Annotated in this window: 2 protein-coding genes and 1 pseudogene; all 3 read right to left on the bottom strand. The window is 56.7% G+C overall.

Going from position 1 to position 4,391, the window contains the following annotated elements; translation table 11 throughout:
* Nucleotides 1-642, bottom strand: a pseudogene (locus tag ABYO54_RS14490) (hypothetical protein); the annotation flags it as partial.
* 61 nt (nt 643-703) lie between these two features.
* Nucleotides 704-3,094, bottom strand: a complete 2,391-nt coding sequence (locus ABYO54_RS14485; RefSeq protein ID WP_372808957.1) for a right-handed parallel beta-helix repeat-containing protein — start codon at nt 3,092-3,094, stop codon at nt 704-706.
* Nucleotides 3,094-4,391, bottom strand: a 1,298-nt coding sequence (locus tag ABYO54_RS14480; protein ID WP_372808956.1) for a sulfatase-like hydrolase/transferase, incomplete at its 5' end; no start/stop codon positions are given. The genes ABYO54_RS14480 and ABYO54_RS14485, both read right to left, overlap by 1 nt.

The raw sequence follows: 4,391 nt of genomic DNA, 5'->3' as shown, positions 1-4,391 counted from the left end.
GTCGGTCAAATCCGCATCGATGATGAGATGCGGGTCCTGATCGTTCGGGAAGTCGTAGTAGAAATAGGCCTTGCCATCGACATATTCCGCCGTGGTCATCCACTTGCCCTTTTGGTGCGTAACGGGGCCATGGTGAACCCAGTTGAGCATGTCATGGCTCTGCCAGGCGTGATAGCCGCCAAGCCCGTCCTGCAATCCGCCCGGCGCGTCGTACTGATGCTTCCAGGGCGTGGTTTTAAGCGGCACCTCGAATCCTTCCAGCGCGGCATCCTGCGCCTGAAATCCTTTCGGCTTGCCGCCGTACCGGCCGAACATCCAATAGTCCTGCTCGCCGCGCCGAAGGAAGACGGGCGCATCTTTCAGATTTTTCGGTCCGATGTTGTCCACGGGCTCCCAGTTCCGCCAAACCGGCGACTGGGCAATGCGGATGGATGCCGCGCTGCGTTTTTGCGGAAACGTTTGCATGCTGCTTTGGAAAACCGCGGTTTCCGCGGTTGGCATCAACTGCCCGTCGATAACGTCCAAGCCCGTCTGCGTTCCGAGGCTTGCTTTCCAATCGTCCTGGCTGTCCACAACCCACGCCGAATCGGCATGCCCGATCGCAGCAACCAACAGTCCCAACCATACACATTGCTTTTTCATATTCACTTCCATGCTTTACTGAAATCAAGGGAGAGCGCGATCCGATCCCCCGTTGCAGGACTTACAGCGAAACCGTAAGTTCAATCACCTGCTGATTGCGCACCCCTTTAAATTTAACCTCTCCAGTCATCTTCCGAATCACCTGGTTAAACTGTTTCACATTTTTAACCGGACGCCCATTGATCGCCTGAATCAGATCGCCGTTCTCGAAACCAGCTCTTGCTAATTTGGATTTCCGGTTGAGCCCCGAAACAGTAACCCCGCCCTCTTCCTCGCTGACCCCATAGGCCGAAAACTCTTCGCCGGAGAGATCACCCAGCGTTGCATCCTGCCATTTCATGGTATGGGCCGATGCCGAAGAAGCCTCCCCTTTCGCCGCGCCTACGGCCGGGATTTCAGGCGTAAGGGCCTGGGCTTTCAAGGACGGCTTCTTCACGCCAAACTGATCCATCGGAAAGTTTTTAAAGCCGACTTCAAAGGCAGGAGATCCTTCCTTGACCCGGAAGTCACCCGTGGACGGATCGACGAACATGGGATCGCCATAGACGGAGTTTTTGTCCCAACCCGTTTTATTGGAAACCTTCATCACGGCCGCCCGGTCAACCGCATACAGGTTGCGATCCACCATCGTTCCATCCGTATACGGTTTAGTCATTCGCGCGGGCTTATGGGGGGTCATGAAAATATTGGAATAGACCTGGTCCTTGCTTGCATCGTACCAGACATGCGGATGAAACCCGTTGTTTACGGTGATGTTATTCCAGGCATGGCGGCGGAATCCCTCGCGGAACTTCAGGCCGCCCTTCACCCCTTCGCTGAGCATCAGGTTGTTGTAGATATCATAATTGGAAGAACCGTCATCCAGGTCGATGTCCCAGCCATGGTCACAGCGCCAACGGCTGTTGCGAATCGTCGTGGTTTTAACGGCATCCAGGAAGGGCAGGTTGGGATCCTTATTGATTTCCTTCTGGGAGTAGGCCCGGTCTTTATGCCAGAAGCGATCGCGCCCCCAGGAGTTGAAGGAACCGTGGTCGTGCGTTTCCAAAACGGTATCAAACACATCGCAGCGTTCGATCAGGTGGCCGCCCCAGGTGCCTTCGCTCACATTGATCCCGGCGCGGGCGCAGTCGTAGATGGAGCAATCGCGCACGGTAATTTCGGAAGCCATGGAAAGCTGGACGCCGGCCGGCTGGCGCTCGACACGCCCGATCCCGTGAATCAGGCAGTCTTCAACCGTTCCCAGGCTGGGGTAATTATCCGTCTTCGGCCCCGGGGTGCGGTCGATCTTGGATAAATCATTGGTCTCATGATATTCGAACAACGGATCACGTACGGCATTGGGATCGCCGACAAAACAGACCCCGCTCGCGCCGACATCATGAATATGGCAGCCCTTGACCAAGGTATTTCGGTTATAGTTGTTCACGAAAACCGCGTTGCCGCCCACCTGATCGAATTCACAGTCGAGAATGCTGACATTCTCGGTCCCGGTCAGCATGAATGCGCCGCCGCGATAGATCGCCCAGTCGGAACGCAACAGCGGCTCTTTGCAGTCCATAAACGTGCGGGCGGCATGACGGATCGTAAAGCCCTGCAGGGTGACGAACCGAACGGGCGCAGTTTCCGTTCCCTTGAATTCCACAAGATGACGAAGGCGCACGACCTCGACCGTTGCAGCATCAAGATCAACACCTTCCATGGGTTTGTAGTATAGCGTGGACGTTTTTGAGTTATGGAACCACTCGCCCGGGGCATCGAGTTCCTCGAAAATATTTTCCACCATGCGGTAGTCCTTATGCATGCCCATCTGGCGGTTGTTCTGCCAGCCGCCTTCATAGGTGACTTCGCCCGAGCCATTCTTTCCGGTAATCCGGTAATGGTAGCCGCCCCAACGGGATTTGTGCATGGCGTGGATGTAGCCGCCGGTCGGGTCCGCCCAGCTCTCGGCACGTTGTTTGGAAAAAGCATCCGCCGCATAGCCCTGATAAGCCGCCGTTTTCTTTTCCGGATCATAATTCGGGTAACGCGCCATGCGCTGGTTCTTGCCGTTAATGAACAGCTGATCGATTTCCAGCCCCTTCGGCGTATTTGCCTTAAAGATTCCGTTTTTATAGGGCTTCCACTGCAGGTTGAGCTTCGCACCACCGCTCAGTACCGCGCCGCCCTCGTTGACTGCTTTATAAACGACCGGACATTTTTCCGTGCCCGAATCGGAAGCCTTGAAGACCACGGTTTCCGGCAAATAATAAATGCCATCGGCAAAATGTACCGTGACCATCTCTTTTCCGGCCACCTCGCGGGCCTTTTTCTGTGCCGCCGCCAGCGAAGCCATCGGTTCATCCTTTGTTCCCGAATTAGCATCCGACCCCGCGGGATCCACATAAATCTCCAAAGCATGGGCCGCCATCGACAGGCATCCCAACGCGCAGACAAGACTGATTGAACTTTTCATTACATATTTCCTTTATCGTTAAGCAATTCCACTTCGGTAAAGTAAGCGCCGCCGGCTTGGCCTTTCTTATCGTAAAGATAGGTCACCAACTCGGTGGGGCCGGCGGGCAGATCTATTTCAAAGACGACACCTTTGCCGTCGGGTTGGACATCGGTTTCGTTTTCGTGCCCGGCGATGGTCACCTTGGCCCGAACGGCCACCACCGGCTTGTTCGCGGCCTTAGGCCACTGTCGGAGCGTCATCCGATACCGTCCGGCCTGCTTCACATCGACCAACCACGGCCCGGTCACTTTGGGCAACTTTTTGATCGCGCCGAAATTCCAGGGCGGGTTGCCGCTCGGCATATGCCAGTCCTGGGAACAAAGCTCCGTCCGCGGCTCCGCCGGATTGCCGAGATCGATCCGAACCGGGGTCAGGCGCGGGGAGACACGCTCCCAGAAGGGATCGTACAACGCCCGCAAACGCGCCACCACTTCCGGATGCTCGGCGGAGAGATCGGTGCGCTGGGCGGGATCGGCCTGAATATCGTAAAGAAACTGTCCGTCGGAATTGACCAGCCGCCAGCGCTCCGTCAGCACGGTCGAATAGGCCAGCGGCCCCGGCGGCAGCGCCTTGCCATACGCACCGCCATGATACTGCACCACGTGGTGCTTCCGCGGCCACGGTTCGTCGGAACCGTCCAGCAGCGGCTTGAGCGAAACGCCATCGACATCATACTCCGCCGGAACCGGAATCCCGCACAGATCCGCCAGCGTCGGCAGCACATCGATGTGCGCGGCCAGCGTGTCGATATCCTGCCCGCCGGTCAGCCCGCCCTTCGGCCAATAGATGAAAAACGGCACGCGGTGTCCGCCGTCGTAGACCGACGATTTTTTGCCGCGCATTCCGGCGTTGTAGCCGACCAGCGGTTCGGAATCCAATCCCTTGAATTTCCCGCCAGCCGAACTCCCGTTATCCGTCATGAAAATCAGGATCGTATTTTCGGCCAGCCCGAGTTCATCGAGCTTCTTCCGAAAGAGGCCCATATTGTAATCGATGTTGGCGATCATTCCGAAAAACGCGGAGTTGGCGACCTGCTTGTTTCCCTTGTACGGGGCCTCCCACTCCGGCGGCACATGATATGGCCCGTGCGGCGCATTGAGCGGCAAATAGAGAAAGAACGGCTTGTTCCGGTTCTTTTCCACAAAGCGGATCGCCTCGCGGAACCAGACGTCGGTGCAGTAGCCCTCGAACTTTTCGAAGACGCCGTTGCGCTCGTAGGTGTCGTCGAAATAGTCGTTGCCCCAATAGTCCGAAG

It is taken from the genome of Pontiella sp. (genome assembly GCF_041622395.1).
Lineage (GTDB): Bacteria > Verrucomicrobiota > Kiritimatiellia > Kiritimatiellales > Pontiellaceae > Pontiella.
Note: the sequence above shows the minus strand (reverse complement) of the source record. Positions and strands in the feature narration are given on the sequence as shown.

Coding starts and splice junctions, on each gene's coding strand:
- ABYO54_RS14485 (WP_372808957.1), bottom strand. CDS start 3,094: ATGAAAAGTTCAATCAGTCTTGTCTGCGCGTTGGGATGCCTGTCGATG.